This is a genomic window from Iodobacter sp. BJB302 (assembly GCF_002735645.1).
In the GTDB taxonomy this organism is placed as follows: domain Bacteria; phylum Pseudomonadota; class Gammaproteobacteria; order Burkholderiales; family Chitinibacteraceae; genus Iodobacter.
Map to the genome: position 1 here is coordinate 1 of NZ_PDZG01000089.1, position 17049 is coordinate 17049.

A 17049-nucleotide genomic window follows, 5' to 3' on the forward strand; every position below is an offset into this window, starting at 1 on the left:
CGTTTTGATACCTGCTTCGCCAGTTAAATATTGCTGAACGACAGAGAGCTTGAATTGCGTTGAGTACTTGGACATAAAAACACCCCAAAAATATGGACGGGTGTCCAACTTTTGGGGTGCAGTTCATTAAGCTTGGCTTTTTTTTATTGTTAGGCGGATTATTTTTTAAGCTGATAATGGCGCCGTGCAAGCAAAGCCGCTAAGCCAAGCCCCATCAGTGCGTAGGTTTCGGGTTCAGGAATCGGCTCAGGTATATAGCTCATATTGTCTAAAATAATGCCATCGCCAAAAGTACTGCCTACCTGATACATCTCTATGCTCGTGATGTCTGAATAAGATACAGAAACGATATCGTAAAAATCTTCTCCTGTTCCCGTGCCATATTTGGTTTCACTGCCAAGTAAATGTTTGTTTTCATCATAAGCGTTGATGGTAAAGCCATTTACGCCCAAATCTAAAACACCAATACTGAAATTGGATATTCCATATTTAAAATAGACAGATATCGGATTATTGGCATCCCACTGATAGCCCTGGCTGCTGATTATACCCAGAGTGCCAGAAGAGCCCGGTTGTCCGTAATTTTCTGCGAAGCGGGCCTCAGAGAATCTTAACCCTGAATAAAATGAGTCAACAAGCTCGTCTGCGCTGCCCGTATCAAAGTCAATTGTATTGGCTTGTGCCCCAAAGGAAAGCGTGAGCAGAAGGGCTGAGGCAAAAAAAAATGAGCGCATTGCGGGCATTCTCCGGTATTAAAACAGCTTAGCGGGTATAGATACAAAATAAGCAGGGATGAAAAACGCGTGGATTTTTTTTATTTATGGCGGACCATTTATTAAAATTGTTATAAATATTTATTTATCCGGCGGCCAGGGATCATACCCTGATCCCGGCTATTACAATAAATCTTGTTTAAAAGATGTTGCAGATATGTTTTTAAAGCTATATTTAATGGTTTTCTAATATTTGGTTTGAAATATTAATTTTATATATCTGAATGCGGCATCTGGCCAGATGCTAATCTAGCCGGACCAGATTAAATTTTGATGAAAAAAGAGGGTTGAGCAGATATGTTGTGAAAAGGGTTTCCGCAATTATTTTTTGTAATAAACAAGCCTTGCTTAAAAATAGGTTGTTTATTTTTTTTGAATGGTTTTTCTTGCAGGCCTGAAATATTTGGTATTTGCATAAAACTCTTCGCCTTGCTCCGGCCACCAGTGTGGAATTCCCAAATAAGGCAGAGGGGGAAGCTGGCGTGGTTTTTTTAATTGCTCACTGTCAAGAAATTGTGCCAGTCTTTTATCCAGCCATGCGCATTGCTCTGTGATTTCTTTTTCAAAGAAGTCAGCACTGACTTTAATTGGCCAGCATTTTCCGGTTAACCCCAAAAAAGGATTGAGCAGGTTTTCATAATTGGCATGGCCAAAGCAAATTGCATTTATTGTTACGCCCCATTCTGCACGGTGTGTGTGAAATAAAGTGTGCCATTGATGATCAATTAATAGCTGTAACAGTGCATCGTCGCAATAGGGCAGGATCAGCCCGCACTCATCGAATAAAGTGGCCGCATCGCGAACGGTGCCGCGTGGGCCATCCGGGCTGAAATGCCGCATATGCAGTGCGGTAATGGCCGCTTTGCTTTGGGGAAATGCAGCCCAGACCAGCGCATTAAAGCAATCGTGCCAGTTGTCGGCACGGGTCGCCACACAGCCATTTTTAGCGATTTCTACTTCGTAATAATCAGTGATGACTTCTGGCGCTACAAAGCGAATAGGCAAGCCTTGCTGGTTGCAGGCAAGCGAGCCCGTGGCATCCCAGTCTGCATGACTGGGAAAGCGTTTAAATTGCCTGATCTGCTTAAGTAAGGGGGCGAAGGGGGTTTGTTGATCAAAAAATGCGAGGGGCCAGAGAGAAGTCATTGCGTGCTAGTGCAGAAAATGGGGAATTATAAGCACAGATGGCTGATCCAGGTAACGTATTTTAAAAAATGGTTTGGTCTTTTTTACCTGAGTTTATGTCTTATCTTTGTGATGGCCCGCGTATAGGGCATATTTTTTCAGGTGGTTTTTAATTTGAAAGATTTATGGATAATAAAAGTTTATATAATTAGAAATACAAAAGATGTATTGGCACTGAAAAGCCAGTGTTAAATTGAGCTTATGCGGGTATTGATGATTAAATTAGAATAGCTAAGGCATGCATGTGAAAAGTACGCTGATGGGGTGTTTAACTTAGCAGAATTTTAACCAGAGCGATCATTTTAAACCGGATTGGCGCTGATCAAAACACAAAGCCGCATAAAGCGGCTTTGTGTTTTTCAGCAGGCAAAGTCTGGCTAATGCGCTGCTTTAATTAATGGCAATGATGCGGCTTATAAAACAGCCAGCGCAGCAGCGTAGTTTGGCTCTTCTTTGATTTCTGAAACTAATTCTGCGTGCAATACCTGATTGTTTTCATCAAGCACCACAACGGCACGGGCAGATACGCCAGCTAATGGGCCGCTGACAATTTCAACGCCGTAGTTGCTTAAGAATTCACGACCACGCATGGTAGATAAGCTGATCACGTTTTCTAGGCCTTCGGCGCCGCAGAAACGGCTTTGCGCAAATGGCAAATCAGCAGAAATGCACAGTACAACGGCATTTTCTAAGCCTGAAGCGGTTTCGTTAAAACGACGAACCGATGCAGCACATACGCCGGTATCAACGCTTGGAAAAATATTGAGGATTTTTCTTTTGCCCGCAAAAGTGGCCAGTGTGGCATCGGATAAATCTTTTGCAACGAGGCTAAAGTCATGAGCTTTGTCGCCCACCTTAGGGAAAGTACCTTTGATTTCGATGGCGTTGCCGCCAAGAGTCACTGCAGACATAAATAATCTCCGTTGTGTGGCTATTCATTTTTTAAGTGCAATAACAATTATCTATTGTTACGACACCTGAAGGCAAGCGCAAAGCAAACAAGGTATGTATATGAACGTCTTGGGAAAGAAAGATTCTGGTTTTTTCGGATAACTGATGCATGGCTTGCAACGATCAGCTGTTGGGCTCGTAGCGCTCAAGTTTGGCAATTTGCTCTGCATCGTCAATGATGGGTTCTGATTCTTCTTCAACAGGCGGGAACAAGCATTCTGCCATTGCGCCGTAATCGGGCTCGAAGCTTAAATCAGACACCAGCTCGCTATACATCACAATATCGTAAGTATTTAAGCCTATCAGCGCCGTGGCCATAAAGCCGGAAAGCGGAATATCTGTGATCATTACGCCGTAGTCTTTGTGAAAATCCCGGCCACGCAGGGTGCAGAGCAGCTGAACGCGGCGAAAGCGTTCTTGTTCCATCACGCGGCTTAAGGCGTAAGGCGTATCCACTGAGATGACCAGGATGACACAGTCTGGCCAGTCCGCAGATAAGCGATCCAGCTGGCGGGCGATGATCAGGCCAATTTCGCTGTCAATACTGGGGATGACGGCAATAATTTTAGGTTTGCCGGCAAAACGGGAGAGCGGCACGTCGATCATGCCGGAATCAACTAATAAAAAGCTGTGAGCATATTCGCCAACAACTGGGAACTGGCCCCCGACATTAATTTCAGTATGGTTTAAGTAAACAGTGGCCATGACCGATCCCGCCTGTTTTATTGAATTTTACAGATTAGTTTTAAATGCAATGTCCCGCTATCGATACAAGACAAAGCTAGGGATAAAACCAATAAATGGAGTAAGCAGTTGAATGCAACTCGCCTAAATCGATTTGCAGGAAAGCCCGTAAATCATCTTGCGCGTCAAATTTCAGCCTGTTTTTATCATGGCTGCTTAGGTATTCGGCGGGCTTAAATACTTTCTTCAGGACGATTTTTTCCTGATCATCGGTCAGCGTCACTTCAAGCATGGGCAAAGCCTGCTCGTACTGAGCAAGATTACGCAAAGTAGCATTAAGCTGAATGATGTTTGGAAACTCAGGCACATAGCTAAGCTCAGACCATTCGGAACGCAGCATTTCTGCGTTTTCAGGCAAGGGCATGCTGCAGCCTAAGGCCTGGCAGGCCGCAATCAGCTTGGGGCGCATCCATGGGAATTCCATCGATATATTTGTGCGCTGCTGGTAAGCAAGCTGTGCCGCAAAGCTGAAAATCAGAATCAGGCAGGCCGCAATCCACACACCCTGCCAGCGTGAACGGGCAGGTTGAACATCAAGCAGTGTTTCATCTGCTTCGGTATAAATCGGGCGGTAGCTGTGATGTGTTTCTGGCTCTGCAGGGTGTTCAGTCTTATTTTCAGGTTCTGGCTCTGCTTCGATCAGAAATTCTGTGGGTGCGAAGGGCTCTTCGGCTGGCCCGAAATCACTTTTTACCGTTAAGCCCATTGTTGCAAAATCAACTGCAGGCTCTGCAGCCGGAGGGGTTGGCACGATACGTTTGGGCCGGGCATGCTCTGCTGGCTGAGGCTGAGGCTGAGGCTGAGGCTGAGGCTGAGGCTGAGGCTGAGGCTGAGGCTGAGGCTGAGGCTGAGGCTGAGGCTGAGGCTGAGGCTGAGGCTGAGGCTGAGGCTGAGGCTGAGGCTCAAGGCTGAGCTGAGGCTTGTCCTGGGCGGTTTTAGGGCTGACCGGCGTGGCGGGAGGCTGAGGCGCTGGTGCGGCAGGAGCGGCAACAGGCGCGGGTGTCGTTCCCGTGGCTAAAGTGGCAGACTCTGTGTCGCTTTCCAGGCACTCAGTGGCATTAAAAACAAAGGCGCAGCGCCCACAGCGAACCTTGCCGCGGTGGGCTTGCAGCTGCGCTTCCGTTACACGAAAAGCGGTTTGGCAGTTTGGGCAACGGGTAATATCGTTCATGCGGTTTATTTACGAATACCTGATAAGCAGACCCAGCCGTCTTCGGTTTGCGGCGCGTTCATGGCAAACCATTGGCTGTAAATAGCGATCACATCGTCTGCCTGTTCGGCCAGAATGCCGGACAAAGCAATGCGACCATTGATTTTTACTTTAGCAGCCAGCATTGGTGCTAAGGCCTTGAGCGGATTAGTCAGAATATTGGCAATTACCACATCGTAGGTGTCTGCGGGCTCTGCATCCGGCAGGTAAAATGCGACTTCAACTGCATTTTGTTCTGCATTTTGCCGTGATGCGGTCATGGCTTGCGGGTCAATATCCACGCCGGCAGCCGAGGCAGCACCGAGCTTAATCCCGGCAATCGCTAAAATCCCCGATCCACAGCCATAATCGAGTAATTTCTCGCCGCCGGCCAGATTGCTGTCCAGCCATTTCAGGCAAAGACGCGTCGTTGGGTGGCTGCCCGTACCAAAAGCCAGGCCCGGATCAAGCTGAATGCTGATCGCACCTGCATCAGGACATTCATGCCAGGTGGGGGTGATCCAGAGGCGGTCAGAAATAGGGATGGGGTTAAATTGCGATTGGGTCAGGCGTACCCAGTCTTGTTCTTCAACACGCACCACATCGTAAGGGGGAATCGCTATTTTCAGTGCATTACTGGCCGCGGTGACAATCAGGCTGGTATCGGTATCTTCATCAAAAAGAGCGAGGACCACGCTGTTTTCCCACATCTGATCGACGGGCTCGCCCGGCTCTCCAAAGATGGGCTTTTCTGCATCTGTGCCCGCAGCAGCATCTTCAACACTCACGGACAAAGCGCCCAGATCAAAAAGTGCGTCGGAAAAGCGTTCTGCTTGGGATGATTCAGTCGTGATGCGTAGTTCTTGCCAGGGCATTTTTTCTTACCTAATAGGAGTTCTCTGCCGTATTGTCGCATTCCAGCCTTCTTTTGAGAACGCTTTTGCGGTTTATGGTGATTTTATCGTTATTTATTTTGCCTGATACGCCCGTATTCTGATGACAGAAAATCCATCTTTCCAGCCTGAAGCTTAAGAAAAACAGTGTCAAATCTTGTTCAGGCTTTCCCTAGGCTTATGCAAAAATTGATATGGCTCAATATTTGAGTGGCATTTTGTCTGCAAGATTCTTCTTAAATAAAATAGGGAGAAACACGAAATGTCCGTCTTTTTTGAATGGAGTGATGAGTTGTCAGTAGGTATTCAGGAAATTGATGAGCAGCATAAAGTGCTGATCGATTTGCTGAATGAATTGCATGATGCGATTCGTCTGCATCATGGCAGTGAGGCATCAGGGCATATTTTGGGCAGGCTGGCTGATTACACGCGAACTCATTTTACTGTGGAAGAAAGCCTGATGCGTATTTTGGGTTATCCCGATTACGATGCACATAAGCAACATCATGAAGATTTAATAAAACAAATGAATGACTTGCAAGCGCGTTTACTGGGTGGAGAGGCCATCACTTTTGAGCTGATGCATTTCCTCAGAAACTGGCTGACTCATCACATTATTGAAGGTGATAAGCGCTATACCGAACATTTTTTATCCCGGGGTGCTCAGGCGAGCTGGCATAAAAAAAGTTGGCTGGAACGCTTCTGGGCAAAGTAAAAAATCGTGGCCTGCCTGGGCCACGGCAAGGATAATTAGCGCCAGAATCAAGTCAGAACGAGCCTTGGCTCAGGGGGCTTGTGGCGCGATCCTTGCTGGCGGTTAAAGTTCCGTATTATTTTTCAAAAAAGCGGTGGCCCCTCGGGCGCTGCGTAAAGCCGGGCGCATTTAAGTCGCTTTGATGACTCAAGGCAAAAAAGCCGGGTAGATTTTGTGTGGTTCAGCGGCTAGAATGGGCCGCTTTGCTTTATTGACACGGAACCGACCCGATATGTTCATTGCACCCGCATTTGCCCAAGGTGCCGCACCGGCGCCAGGAATGGACTTTATGTCTTTTCTTCCAATGATCGTGATTTTTGTTTTGTTCTATTTTATGTTGATTCGTCCACAACAAAAACGCGCTAAAGAACAACAAGCCATGCTGGCTGCTCTGGCTAAAGGCGATGAAGTTGTAACCAGCGGCGGTATGGTTGGCCGCATCACCAAGGTGAATGAGCAGTATGTCACTCTTGAGTTAGCCGATGGCGTAGAAATCCTGTTCCAACGTTCTGCTGTTGCAGCTCGTTTGGAAAAAGGCACTATTAAAAATAACAAGTAAAGCCAATCAGGCGGCCGTGGTTGTTACAACAACCCCGCCGCCTTTTGTGCATTTCTGGGTCCTGCCATGAATCGCTACCCGATTTGGAAATACCTATTAATTATTCTGACCGTTGCTGTGGCCGCGCTCTACACCCTGCCTAATCTGTTTGGTGAAAGCCCTGCAGTACAAATTGCCAGCGTTCGCGCTACGGTAAAGGTGGATGCTGCGCTACAGCAAAATGCTGAAGCGATCTTAAAGAGCGCCGGTGTCAAAATTGAAGATGCGCTTCTTGATGTCAATTCAGTGAAGTTTCGTTTTAAAGACACTGATGTTCAGCTTAAGGCCAAAGATCTTTTACAAGCCAAACTGGGCGACGATTACAGTGTGGCTTTAAATCTGTTATCAGATACCCCGTCTTGGTTGACCCGCATTGGCGCTAAGCCGATGTCGCTGGGTCTGGATTTGCGCGGTGGTGTGCATTTCTTGCTTGAAGTGGATATGAAGGCGGCCGTAGATAAGGCGCTGGAAAAAACCGCAGGCGATGTGCGTCGTGAATTAAAAGAAAAGAAAATTCGCTATGGCCGGATTGTTGCAACCCGCGACAGCGTTGAAGTTCAGCTGCGTGATGAGGAAACCACTCAGGCCGCTGCAAAAGCCTTGCGTCAGGTTCTGCAACAGCGCCAGATTGATATTCGCGATAACAAAATTGTGATTTCTTATTCTGTTGCCGCACTGCAGCAGCTGAAAAACGATGCTGTGAAGCAAAACATTACCACCTTGCATAATCGTGTGAACGAGCTGGGTGTGGCTGAGCCGGTGATTCAGCAGCAGGGCGAAGGCCGTATCGTGGTGCAATTGCCGGGCGTGCAGGATACTTCAAAGGCAAAAGACATTCTGGGCCGTACTGCCACGCTGGAAGTGCGTATGGTGGAAGACGATCAGGCTAAAATGTCTGAAGCTCTCAATGGCAATGTGCCTGCAGGCTTTGAGCTGTTGAGTGAGCGCGGCAATGATGGCCAGAATCGTCCTATCTTGGTGAAGAAAGAAGTTGAGCTGACTGGCGATAATATCAATGACGCACAAGCGGGCTTTGATGATCAGAACTCAGCAGCTGTGCACATCAACCTTGATTCTACTGGCGCAGCCATCTTTAAAACGCTGACTAAAGAAAGCATTGGTAAGCGTATGGCCATGGTGCTGGTTGAAAAAGGCAAGGGCGAAGTGGTGACGGCTCCAGTGATCCGCTCTGAAATTGGCGGTGGCCGTGTGCAGATCTCCGGCTCGATGGGTGTTGCAGAAGCGAACGATACAGCGCTGCTGTTACGCGCTGGCTCATTGGCAGCGCCTATGAATATTGTTGAAGAACGCACCATTGGCCCAAGCCTGGGTAAAGACAATATCAGCAAGGGCTTCAACTCCACGCTTTACGGTTTCCTTGCGATTGCCGTGTTTATGATGGTTTATTACCGCGTATTTGGTGTGGTATCGGCCATTTCCCTAGCGGGGAATTTATTATTCCTGCTGGCGATGTTGTCCTTGCTGGGCGTGACCTTAACGCTGCCGGGTATTGCGGCGATTGCTCTTACCCTGGGTATGGCGATTGACTCAAATGTGTTGATTAACGAACGGATTCGTGAAGAGCTGCGTCTGGGGATGACCCCTCAGGCCGCCATCAGCAATGGTTATGAACATGCTTTTGCTACGATTTTAGATTCCAACGTCACTACCCTGATTGCGGGTCTGGCCCTGCTGATTTTTGGCTCGGGTGCGGTACGTGGTTTTGCGTGGGTGCATTGCATCGGGATCTTAACGTCGATGTACAGCGCGGTGTTTGTTTCTCGCGGCATCATTAACCTCATTTATGGCGGCCGTCGTGTTTCGACGCTGGCTGTGTAAGGGTGCATCGCAATGATTGAATTTTTTCATGTAAAGCGTGATATTCCGTTTATGAGCTACGGTAAGCTCACAACGGCTATTTCGCTGGCAACCTTTGTTTTGGCTGTCGCGTTTCTGGTGATGAAGGGCCTGAATCTGGGCGTGGAATTTACCGGCGGTACAGTCATGGAGCTGCGCTACGCACAATCTGTAGACTTAAATCAGGTTCGCGAAAAAGTGGACGGATTAAAGTATGGCGAAGCGCAGGTTCAGTCTTTGGGTACCACGCGCGATGTGATGGTACGTCTGCCAAATATCAAAACTAAAACCAGTGCACAGTTGTCAAATGAAGTGCTGAATTTACTTAAAACGGATCGCGCTGATGTTGAGCTGCGTAAAGTTGAGTTTATCGGTCCTTCTGTAGGCAGCGAGCTGGTTTCTCATGGTGCAACGGCGATTTTGCTGGTTTGCCTTGGCATTATTGCTTACCTGGCTGTTCGTTTTGAATGGCGGTTTGCGGTATCGGCCGTGATCGCGAATATGCACGATGTGGTCATTATTTTGGGCTGCTTCGCACTTTTTCAGTGGGAGTTCACTTTAACCGTGCTGGCAGGTATTCTGGCTGTGCTGGGTTATTCGGTGAATGAATCTGTGGTGGTGTTTGACCGGATTCGTGAAAACTTCCGCAAGCCTAATCTGCGCGGTAAAACAGTGCCGGAAGTGATTGATAACGCGATTACCGCGACGATCAGCCGTACGATCATTACCCACGGCTCTACCGAATGCATGGTCTTATCCATGCTGATCTTTGGTGGTGCTGCGCTGCATGGTTTTGCAATGGCGCTGACCATTGGTATTGTGTTTGGTATCTATTCATCGGTTCTGGTGGCGTCGCCTCTTTTACTGATGCTGGGTGTCACACGCGAAAATATGGTGAAACCTGTCAGAATTAAAGAAGAAGCTGTGGTTTAAGGTTTTTTCCAGCGCTTAACCCTACGCCGACGAGTATTTCGTCGGCGTTTTTATGTTAAGCCAGCCATAGCAAAATAATCCCCCGCCCGGGTAAATAGCCCGGGCATGCCATTCGGTGATGATTCATATCCCGGGTGTTTTTGCCTCTAAGGAGAGCAGGTATGGAATTCAATCCAGTTGATGTTTTTTTGCATTTAGATGTCTATCTGGCCCAGATTATTGCCCAATATGGCAGCTGGGTTTATGCACTATTATTTGCCGTTATTTTTGTAGAAACTGGTGTGGTGGTGATGCCTTTTCTGCCGGGTGATTCGCTCTTGTTTGTTGCAGGGATGCTGGCCGGTGGCGGGCATATGAATCTGTATGTGCTGATGGGTTTATTATTTACTGCGGCGGTATTAGGGGATGCAGTGAATTACACTATTGGCCGTTATTTTGGGCATAAATTGTTTGCCAATAAAGATTCTAAAATATTTCGCCAGGATTATTTACAAAAGACCCATGCTTTTTATGAAAAGCATGGTGGTAAAACGATTATCCTGGCGCGTTTTGTGCCGATTGTTCGTACCTTTGCACCCTTTGTGGCCGGCATGGCAGAAATGAGCTATCACCGCTTTTTAATGTTTAATTTTATTGGCGCAGCAGTTTGGGTGGTTTCCCTGCTTTACGCCGGTTATTTCCTGGGCGGTATTCCGTTTATTGCCAAAAATATCGGCTCTATTGCCATTGCCTTGGTTTTAATTCCGGCCATGCCGGTGGTGATTGAATTTTTTAAAATGAAATTTGCTAAAAAAGAAGCATAAGCAGGCCGGTTGCAGGTGTTTTACACGCCTGTTTCGCTGCTGATGCAGATCAGATTGCAAGCGTGTGGTGTTTTGCATCCTGGTTTAAGCCGGATGGCTCTGATGTGATCCGGTGTTATTTGATATCGCTGTAAACGTGTTACAAGGACTCAATGAGCAAATCCTTTCATACCGAAAAAGCGGCCATGCGGGCCGCTTTTGATAAAGCAGCAACAAGCTACGATGCGGCCGCTGTTTTGCAGCGCGAAGTAGCGGATCGTATGTTTGAGCGTTTGGATTACATCAAGGTTAATCCCCTTACTGTATTAGATGCTGGCTGCGGTACAGGCTATTGTGCGCCGCAATTGCAAACCCTTTATAAAGACGCCCGGTTGATAGAGCTGGATTTAGCGCCGGGCATGTTACAGGTGGCCAGAGCCAAAGAGGGTGGTGGCTTTAAAAAGCTCTGGGCCAGCTTGCGTGGCCAGGGCGCGGCCTATCTGTGTGCTGATATTGAATCGCTGCCGCTGGCAGATGAATCGGTCGATGTGATTTGGTCCAGCCTGACCTTGCAATGGTGTAATGAGCCGGATGCTGCATTTGCAGAATTCACCCGTGTTTTAAAGCCTGGTGGTTTACTGATGTTTTCTACCCTTGGCCCGGATACGCTTAAAGAGCTGCGCGCATCTTTTGCTGCGATGGATGATAAAGAGCATGTGAACCGCTTTATCGATATGCACGATCTGGGCGATGCTTTGGTCAAAAATGGTCTGAGCACGCCGGTGATGGATATGGAATACCTTACCATGACTTACGATAGTGCCAAGGCCATCATGCAGGATTTAAAAGATATCGGCGCGCACAATGTGGCAGAAGGGCGCTCACGGGGCATGTTAGGCAAAGCAGCCTGGCAAAAAATTGTGGCTAAATACGAAACATTCAGGCGCGATGGCCTGCTACCTTGTACCTACGAAGTGGTTTACGGCCATGCATGGAAGCCGCTTACCCGGCCTGCCAGAAAGAATGCCGATGGTAGCCAGATTATTGAATTCAGGCCACGCCAGTCATGAGCGGGCTAATGTATTTTGTGACAGGCACCGATACCGACGTTGGTAAAACCATTGCCACGGCCCAGCTTTTGCGTGCTTTTGTGGCAGGCGGCCAATCGGCTGTGGGCATGAAACCGGTGGCGGCAGGCTGCGAGTGGCGTAATGGCCAGCTTTGGAATAGCGATGTGGCAGCACACGCCGCAGCATCGAATATCTCTGCCCCCCCTCATCTGGCCTGCCCCTATTTGTTTGAGGCCCCTGTTTCGCCCCATTTGGCGGCCAAAGATGTAGGTCAGGCTTTAGATTTGGATTTGATGGTGAGCGCCGCAAATGCGCTGCAGGCGCTGGCGGATGTGGTGCTGGTGGAAGGCGCGGGCGGCTGGTTTGCGCCTTTGTCAGAAGACGCATCCATGGCCGATTTAGCCACACGTTTGCAAGCACCGGTGATTTTAGTGGTCGGCATGCGTTTGGGATGTTTAAATCATGCCATGCTGAGCGCCAAAGCCATTTTAGCTGCAGGTTTGCCATTAGCTGGGTGGATTGCTAATCAGCCTGATTCAGTAATGCCGCGCTATGCCGAGAATGTGCAATATCTGCAAACGCATTTGCCTGCCCCTTTGCTGGCTGAAATCGCTTATAGCCCGCAGGCCCAGGATCAGGCTTTACCTGCTCAATCAATAGCGGCAATTGCTTGTAGAGCGGGTGCAAAGCGCACTATAAATAATTGAAAGGATCAAGCTGATGTTTAAGGCTCTGTGGTGTGTTTTATGTCTGGTTTTTTTGACTTCTTGTTCCAAGCCTCAGTTTCAGGGCAGCGATATTAGTGGCAGTAGTTTAGGCGGCGAGTTTACTTTAAGTGATCATTCGGGTAAAACGCGCTCTTTAGCCGATTTTAGAGATAAAATTGTAGTGGTGTTTTTTGGATATACTCATTGCCCTGATGTTTGCCCGACCACAATGATTGAATTAAAAAATGCAATGCAGCAATTGGGTAAAAAAGCAGATCAGGTTCAGGTTTTGTTTGTTTCTGTTGATCCGGAAAGAGACACAAAAGAAGTATTAAGTCAGTATGTACCCGCTTTTGATTCAAGGTTTTTAGGTTTATATGGCACGCCGGAGCAATTAGCAGAGATCGCTGGCCGTTATAAAATCATTTATCAAAAGCAGGTAAGCGGCAGTGGCGATTACACCGTGGATCATAGTGCCGGCAGTTATTTGCTGGATAAAAACGGCAAACCGCGTGTAATGGTAAGCTATGGTGCGGGTGCAAGTGTATTTGTGCATGATTTAACACTTTTGCTTAATGAATAATTAATGAAGGCGAGAAATCCGTGGGTGAAAGCGAGCAAGTAAGTCCGATTCCGGATGGTGAAGATATTGAGGCTTATCGGATCACGGCCCCGATGGAGATTGGCGCAGTGCTGCGCACGCTGGCGCAGCGTGGAACATTTATTACCATCTATGTGAATGAAGGCCGGGAGCTGATTTTATCCCGTATTCTGGAAGTGGATATTAAAGGTAAAACCTTTATTTTTGATGTGGGCGGTCATGCCGAAACCAATCAGGTTTTACTTAATTCTGCCCGCTCCCTGGTGCTGGCCATCCCCGACGGCGTAAAAATACAATTTGCCGTGGGTATTGTGCGTAATTGTAAACACGAAGGTGGCCCCGCTTTAACTGCTGCTTTTCCTGCTGATTTAATTAAGCTGCAACGCCGCGAATATTACCGGCTGCCTACACCTGTTGCTCGGCCTTATCGCTGCCAGATGACTTTTGCAAATGGTGCGCGTGAGTGGGTTAATTTGCATGATGTTTCTTTAGGGGGTATTGGTGCATGGGTACCTGATGAGCTGAAGCCCTTAATTGAAAGGGGCAATGTTTATAATGATGTCTCTTTTGATTTTGGCCCCGCCGGAATTCTGAAGCTTAATTTTGAAGTGCGCTCATTACGCCAGCTGGAGCAAAGGCCAGGGCAATTTGCATGGATGATGGGCTGTCAGTTTGTTAATTTGCCAAGGCAAACCGAAGCGAATATCCAGCGCTTAATGGCGCAGCTGGAAGCCGAAAGAAAAGCTTTAACCGGATAATGTCCCGGCTTTAAATAAAAAAAGGGCGAAATAAATCGCCCTTTTTTTTATTGCTGCTGCAGAAATTGCCCAGTCGTGGGCCATTTTAATTGCAGCCTGAGTTCTTTCTTTAGGCGGCTATTTTTCAGCCGTCTTGATTCATTTAAAAATGACATTAAGCTGGCAGATAATACCGCCGGGGCTTCCTCGCGTTTAATCCGCGGCGGATGGGGCTGGCCAATAAAATCGGCAACCTGATCAAAATAATCACCCATTTTATGCGGCTGATCGTCCGCCACATTAATGGCGCGTAATGGTTTGCCGCGAAACAGCGCAATACTCACTGCGCGGGCTAAATCATCGGCGTGGATATGATTAGACCAGCTGTCTTCCTCTCTGATCAGTGCCGGTGTGGCCTGCATAATGCGCTGCACAGGTAAGCGCTCTTTGGCGTAAATGCCTGGGGCGCGCAAAATGGCCAGCTTGATCTTTTGTGATCTGGCCCATGCTTTTAAGCTGCTTTCAGCCGCTACCCGGCGAATCGCTCTGGCTGATTGCGCAGAGAGGGGCCGGGTTTCTGCTACCCATTCACCCTTGCAATCTCCATAAACGCCACTGGTGCTGATGTAGGCAAGGTGACGAGGTGTTAGAATCGCTGACTTATCGAAACCTGTGTAGCGCTCCATTTTGGCAATAAAGCGCTTGCAGCGCACATCATCCGCACCATCGCCTGCTGGCGGTGCACTGTAAACCACCCAGCGGGCAAGGCCGGATAAGCGCTTAAGGCTTGCTGCATGGTCTAAGTCGCAAAGCACAGAAATGACCCCAAGCTCACGCAGCCTGGCTGCCGCTTCAGCGCTTCGCGCCGTGGCATAGACTTTAAAACGTTGAGTTAACCAAGGCAGGGCGCGGATGAGTACATCGCCGCACCCTATAATAAGTAATCGATTTTTTCGCATAGCGGATCGCAATGAGCAAGCAACTTACTATTCTACCAAGTGGCCAGCAAATCGCCATGAATGATAATGAAACTATTTTAGACGCTGCTATGCGCGGCGGCTTTAATATGGCTTACGGCTGCAAAAATGGCGCATGTGGCTCGTGTAAAGGCAAAGTGATTACTGGCGAAGTGACTCACGGCGATCATGCTGAAAGCGCTTTATCCGCAATGGAGCGTGAAAACGGCTATGCGCTGTTTTGCTGCGCCAGCACTGATGCAGACATCACAATTGAATGCAAAGAAGTGACTGCCAGCAAAGATATTCAGATTAAAACCCTGCCATGCCGTGTGCAGACCATAGATAAAGTCTCACACGATGTGGCCGTGATATCGCTTAAATTGCCAAGCAGCGAAAAACTGGCCTTTTTAGCCGGGCAATATATTGATATCCACACTAAAAATGGCAAAAAACGCTCATTCTCGATTGCCAATGCGCCGCATAATGCTGAATACCTGCAGCTGCATATTCGCCATGTAGCGGGCGGCGAGTTTTCTGATTACGTATGGAACACCATGAAAGAGCGCGAAATCATGCGCTTTACCGGCCCTTTGGGCTCGTTCTTCTTGCGTGAAGACAGCGATAAGCCGATTTTACTGATTGCGACCGGTACCGGCTTTGCGCCGATCAAGGGTATCCTGGAGCACGCTTTTAATAATGGCATTCAGCGCGAAATCGTTCTGTACTGGGGCGCACGCACTCTGGCCGATATTTATATGCCTGAGCTGCCGTCCAAATGGCAGCAAATGCATTCAAACTTCACTTTTATTCCTGTTTTGTCTGAGCCTAGCGATGCAGATGCATGGAATGGCCGTACCGGGCTGGTGCATGAAGCCGTGATGAATGACTTTGCTAATCTCGAAGGCTACCAAGTGTATGCCTGTGGTGCTCCGGTGATGGTAGAGGCGGCGTACACGCATTGTGTTTCACGCGGTTTGCCAAATGATGAATTTTTCTCTGATGCCTTCTTTACTTCCAAGGACTTAGCGAAATAGTTAAGATTAAGGCTTGCCTTAATAAGCGTGATGAATTATTCTGCGTGCCGTTGCCGATGTAGCTCAGTTGGTAGAGCACCTGACTTGTAATCAGGGGGTCGCGAGTTCGATTCCTGCCGTCGGCACCAGTATTACAGTAGTAAAACCTAAGATAATTAGGCGTTGTAAAAGTTTATGCCGATGTAGCTCAGTTGGTAGAGCACCTGACTTGTAATCAGGGGGTCGCGAGTTCGATTCCTGCCGTCGGCACCAGTAAAATCAAAGGGTTAGCAAGCAATTGCTAACCCTTTTCTCATACCGGGTTTCGGGTAATCATGCTCCTATTCGTAGCTGGCCCTTGTTTCTTGCCAGAGAAGTCATGCATGATCTGATTCAATCCCTTTCACTCAAGGTATCACCTGAGCAAAATCACACACAAGCCCGCACAGCGCCTCGTGTGAAGGCTGAAATGCAAGCTTCATCCCTTTTGCTCATGCCTTGGCCAACCTCTATAATAAGACCAAAGCCACCGCTAAAAAGTGGAAATCGCGCAGCCAAGCACACGACTTGTCACACCGTCCGCACAACCTGCAAACCACCCACAGCCTCGCGTAAGAAATGATCGTGGTGGAGCTGCGGCGCTTACTGTTACTATCGCTGGATGATATGGTCGTCATTACCCACGAATTCATTAACCCTGCCGCATCACGCGCAGGCATTTATCGCTGTTTCAAACGTCATGGTCTCAACGACCTCAAGGCCTTAATCTCTAAGGATGAGTCCGAGCAAAAAGAGGTCAAAACATTTAAAGATTACGAGCCAGGTTACCTGCACATTGAAATCAAACATTTGCCCAAAATGCCTGATGAAGAGACGCGCAGTGACTAGTATGTGGCAACCGACCGCGCGACCCCCCTGTGTCAGGATAGTTGAGATACTCCCTTTTCAGGGATTCTAACTTACTCAGGGGGCTGGTTACTTATCATGTCGCGTATTCCCAAGGCTCGTAAAGATGCCATTTTAAGCAAAATGCTTGCTCCTTATCCAATCAGCATCCGGCAGTTGGCATTGCAAGAAAACCTCTCCGAAGCCACGCTGTACAATTGGCGCAATCAACTTCGCCAGGAGGGCCGCTCCGTGCCCGAACATCATCGCAGCAGTGAAAACTGGTCTGCCCAAACCCGCTTTGCCGTGGTCGTCGAGACCATTGCCATGTCCGAAATCGAGCTCAGCGAATATTGTCGTGCCAAGGGTTTATTCCCGGAGCAAGTGAAACAATGGCGCGATCTCTCCATTCAGGCGC

18 protein-coding genes, 2 tRNA genes and 1 pseudogene are annotated in these 17049 nt (G+C 48.2%); 14 read left to right on the plus strand and 7 right to left on the minus strand.

Features of this window, described 5'->3' with window-relative positions; all coding sequences use genetic code 11:
• Positions 1-158: 158 nt before the first annotated feature.
• From CSQ88_RS19890 to prmA, 6 genes are all read right to left on the minus strand, one after another.
• Positions 159-734 carry a PEP-CTERM sorting domain-containing protein gene (locus tag CSQ88_RS19890; protein ID WP_180273746.1) on the minus strand — a complete coding sequence of 192 codons (576 nt, stop codon included), beginning with the start codon at positions 732-734 and terminating at the stop codon, positions 159-161.
• A gap of 402 nt (positions 735-1136) precedes the next feature.
• A complete protein-coding gene (locus tag CSQ88_RS19895) occupies positions 1137-1919 on the minus strand; it encodes a DUF3025 domain-containing protein (protein WP_099399824.1) in 783 nt (260 codons plus the stop codon).
• A gap of 452 nt (positions 1920-2371) precedes the next feature.
• Positions 2372-2869, minus strand: coding sequence for a thiol peroxidase (gene tpx, locus CSQ88_RS19900; RefSeq protein ID WP_099399825.1), 498 nt, complete (start codon positions 2867-2869; stop codon positions 2372-2374).
• A 163-nt stretch (positions 2870-3032) separates the two neighbouring features.
• The gene (tpx, locus tag CSQ88_RS19905) at positions 3033-3614 is read right to left on the minus strand and encodes a thiol peroxidase (protein WP_143449535.1); all 582 of its coding nucleotides are present in this window, start codon (positions 3612-3614) and stop codon (positions 3033-3035) included.
• A gap of 76 nt (positions 3615-3690) precedes the next feature.
• Positions 3691-4824, minus strand: a complete 1134-nt coding sequence (locus CSQ88_RS19910) for a DUF3426 domain-containing protein (RefSeq protein WP_099399826.1) — start codon at positions 4822-4824, stop codon at positions 3691-3693.
• A 5-nt stretch (positions 4825-4829) separates the two neighbouring features.
• A complete protein-coding gene (prmA, locus tag CSQ88_RS19915; RefSeq protein ID WP_099399827.1) occupies positions 4830-5717 on the minus strand; it encodes a 50S ribosomal protein L11 methyltransferase in 888 nt (295 codons plus the stop codon).
• Between the two features lie 280 nt (positions 5718-5997).
• Between prmA and CSQ88_RS19920 the strand changes: the two genes are divergently transcribed.
• The 9 genes from CSQ88_RS19920 (at position 5998) to CSQ88_RS19960 (ending at position 13795) form a co-directional block, all read left to right on the plus strand.
• Positions 5998-6450 (plus strand): bacteriohemerythrin, encoded by a 453-nt coding sequence (locus tag CSQ88_RS19920; RefSeq protein WP_099399828.1) that lies wholly within the window; start codon positions 5998-6000, stop codon positions 6448-6450.
• A 271-nt stretch (positions 6451-6721) separates the two neighbouring features.
• The gene (gene yajC / locus CSQ88_RS19925; protein WP_099399838.1) at positions 6722-7048 is read left to right on the plus strand and encodes a preprotein translocase subunit YajC; all 327 of its coding nucleotides are present in this window, start codon (positions 6722-6724) and stop codon (positions 7046-7048) included.
• A gap of 66 nt (positions 7049-7114) precedes the next feature.
• The gene (gene secD, locus CSQ88_RS19930; protein WP_099399829.1) at positions 7115-8926 is read left to right on the plus strand and encodes a protein translocase subunit SecD; all 1812 of its coding nucleotides are present in this window, start codon (positions 7115-7117) and stop codon (positions 8924-8926) included.
• A gap of 15 nt (positions 8927-8941) precedes the next feature.
• Positions 8942-9877 carry a protein translocase subunit SecF gene (gene secF / locus CSQ88_RS19935; protein ID WP_099399839.1) on the plus strand — a complete coding sequence of 312 codons (936 nt, stop codon included), beginning with the start codon at positions 8942-8944 and terminating at the stop codon, positions 9875-9877.
• 161 nt (positions 9878-10038) lie between these two features.
• Positions 10039-10680, plus strand: coding sequence for a DedA family protein (locus CSQ88_RS19940; RefSeq protein WP_099399830.1), 642 nt, complete (start codon positions 10039-10041; stop codon positions 10678-10680).
• A gap of 152 nt (positions 10681-10832) precedes the next feature.
• Positions 10833-11729 (plus strand): malonyl-ACP O-methyltransferase BioC, encoded by an 897-nt coding sequence (gene bioC, locus CSQ88_RS19945; RefSeq protein ID WP_099399831.1) that lies wholly within the window; start codon positions 10833-10835, stop codon positions 11727-11729.
• Entirely contained in the window at positions 11726-12436 is a 711-nt protein-coding gene (bioD, locus tag CSQ88_RS19950; RefSeq protein ID WP_099399832.1) for a dethiobiotin synthase, read from the plus strand. The genes bioC and bioD overlap by 4 nt, the downstream gene beginning before the upstream one ends.
• A gap of 13 nt (positions 12437-12449) precedes the next feature.
• Positions 12450-13019: an SCO family protein gene (locus CSQ88_RS19955; RefSeq protein ID WP_099399833.1), complete on the plus strand. Its 570-nt coding sequence runs from the start codon at positions 12450-12452 to the stop codon at positions 13017-13019.
• Between the two features lie 20 nt (positions 13020-13039).
• A complete protein-coding gene (locus CSQ88_RS19960; RefSeq protein ID WP_099399834.1) occupies positions 13040-13795 on the plus strand; it encodes a flagellar brake protein in 756 nt (251 codons plus the stop codon).
• A 47-nt stretch (positions 13796-13842) separates the two neighbouring features.
• On the opposite strand, the gene CSQ88_RS19965 is transcribed toward CSQ88_RS19960, so the two are convergent.
• On the minus strand, positions 13843-14733 hold the full coding sequence (locus CSQ88_RS19965; protein ID WP_099399835.1) for an NAD-dependent epimerase/dehydratase family protein: 891 nt from the start codon (positions 14731-14733) through the stop codon (positions 13843-13845).
• 11 nt (positions 14734-14744) lie between these two features.
• On the opposite strand from CSQ88_RS19965, the gene CSQ88_RS19970 reads away from it, so the two are divergent.
• The 5 genes and pseudogenes from CSQ88_RS19970 to CSQ88_RS19990 form a co-directional block, all read left to right on the plus strand.
• Positions 14745-15767: a CDP-6-deoxy-delta-3,4-glucoseen reductase gene (locus tag CSQ88_RS19970; protein WP_099399836.1), complete on the plus strand. Its 1023-nt coding sequence runs from the start codon at positions 14745-14747 to the stop codon at positions 15765-15767.
• Between the two features lie 52 nt (positions 15768-15819).
• A tRNA-Thr gene (locus tag CSQ88_RS19975) sits at positions 15820-15895 on the plus strand.
• A gap of 48 nt (positions 15896-15943) precedes the next feature.
• A tRNA-Thr gene (locus tag CSQ88_RS19980) sits at positions 15944-16019 on the plus strand.
• Positions 16020-16364: 345 nt separating this feature from the next.
• A complete protein-coding gene (locus CSQ88_RS19985; RefSeq protein ID WP_099399837.1) occupies positions 16365-16634 on the plus strand; it encodes a hypothetical protein in 270 nt (89 codons plus the stop codon).
• Between the two features lie 96 nt (positions 16635-16730).
• Positions 16731-17049, plus strand: a pseudogene (locus CSQ88_RS19990) (IS3 family transposase); the annotation flags it as partial.

Coding starts and splice junctions, on each gene's coding strand:
- CSQ88_RS19890 (WP_180273746.1), bottom strand. CDS start 734: ATGCGCTCATTTTTTTTTGCCTCAGCCCTTCTGCTCACGCTTTCCTTT.
- CSQ88_RS19895 (WP_099399824.1), bottom strand. CDS start 1,919: ATGACTTCTCTCTGGCCCCTCGCATTTTTTGATCAACAAACCCCCTTC.
- tpx (WP_099399825.1), bottom strand. CDS start 2,869: ATGTCTGCAGTGACTCTTGGCGGCAACGCCATCGAAATCAAAGGTACT.
- tpx (WP_143449535.1), bottom strand. CDS start 3,614: ATGGCCACTGTTTACTTAAACCATACTGAAATTAATGTCGGGGGCCAG.
- CSQ88_RS19910 (WP_099399826.1), bottom strand. CDS start 4,824: ATGAACGATATTACCCGTTGCCCAAACTGCCAAACCGCTTTTCGTGTA.
- prmA (WP_099399827.1), bottom strand. CDS start 5,717: ATGCCCTGGCAAGAACTACGCATCACGACTGAATCATCCCAAGCAGAA.
- CSQ88_RS19920 (WP_099399828.1), top strand. CDS start 5,998: ATGTCCGTCTTTTTTGAATGGAGTGATGAGTTGTCAGTAGGTATTCAG.
- yajC (WP_099399838.1), top strand. CDS start 6,722: ATGTTCATTGCACCCGCATTTGCCCAAGGTGCCGCACCGGCGCCAGGA.
- secD (WP_099399829.1), top strand. CDS start 7,115: ATGAATCGCTACCCGATTTGGAAATACCTATTAATTATTCTGACCGTT.
- CSQ88_RS19940 (WP_099399830.1), top strand. CDS start 10,039: ATGGAATTCAATCCAGTTGATGTTTTTTTGCATTTAGATGTCTATCTG.
- bioC (WP_099399831.1), top strand. CDS start 10,833: ATGAGCAAATCCTTTCATACCGAAAAAGCGGCCATGCGGGCCGCTTTT.
- bioD (WP_099399832.1), top strand. CDS start 11,726: ATGAGCGGGCTAATGTATTTTGTGACAGGCACCGATACCGACGTTGGT.
- CSQ88_RS19955 (WP_099399833.1), top strand. CDS start 12,450: ATGTTTAAGGCTCTGTGGTGTGTTTTATGTCTGGTTTTTTTGACTTCT.
- CSQ88_RS19965 (WP_099399835.1), bottom strand. CDS start 14,733: ATGCGAAAAAATCGATTACTTATTATAGGGTGCGGCGATGTACTCATC.
- CSQ88_RS19970 (WP_099399836.1), top strand. CDS start 14,745: ATGAGCAAGCAACTTACTATTCTACCAAGTGGCCAGCAAATCGCCATG.
- CSQ88_RS19985 (WP_099399837.1), top strand. CDS start 16,365: ATGATCGTGGTGGAGCTGCGGCGCTTACTGTTACTATCGCTGGATGAT.